Below are 609 nucleotides of genomic sequence, written 5' to 3' on the forward strand. Positions count from 1 at the left end.
GTCGGCTCGTCGATGTCGGCCAGCATCGCCCGGAAGAACTCTTCATGCGCCTTGGCATCGACCCCCAGCCGCGCCTGCGCCACCAGCTTGCGGAACGGCTGCGGCGCGGCAAGCTCATGCCCGCGACCTTCCAGCACGGCCCGCACCTCGGCATGCATGACCTCCAGCGTCGTGTGATCGCCGATCAGATGGTGCAGCAGCTCCAACAGCAGCCAGCGCCCGCTGCCGGGCTCGCGCGCGATCACGACGCGCATCAAGGGCGCCCGGCCAAGGTCGATGCGGTACTGGCGCGGATCGAACCGCCGCTTCAGCTGCTCGGAACCGGGACCGCCATCCTCATCCAGCTCGACCTCGCGCACCTCCAGGGCCGCCTTGCGCCACACCACCTGCGCCGGGCTCGACAGACCCTCCCAGACAAAGGCCGTGCGCAGAATGTCGTGACGATCCACCACCTTTTGGACCGCAGCAAGATAGCGATCGAGCACACCCCGATCGGCAAAGGCCATCTGCGAGACCAGCAGATACGGATCGCCCCGCCCGGCCAGAAGATGATGGAACAGGATGCCGTCCTGCAGCGGCGACAGGCAATAGATATCCTGGATGTTGGCG

1 protein-coding gene is annotated in these 609 nt (G+C 66.7%); it reads right to left on the bottom strand.

All coding sequences use genetic code 11. The features are described from left to right. A partial coding sequence (locus tag NKH03_RS34915; RefSeq protein ID WP_352973395.1) for a condensation domain-containing protein occupies nt 1–609 on the bottom strand: 609 nt, incomplete at both ends.

Origin of the sequence: Mesorhizobium sp. M1406 (genome assembly GCF_040317555.1) — a bacterium.
In the GTDB taxonomy this organism is placed as follows: Bacteria; Pseudomonadota; Alphaproteobacteria; order Rhizobiales; family Rhizobiaceae; genus Mesorhizobium.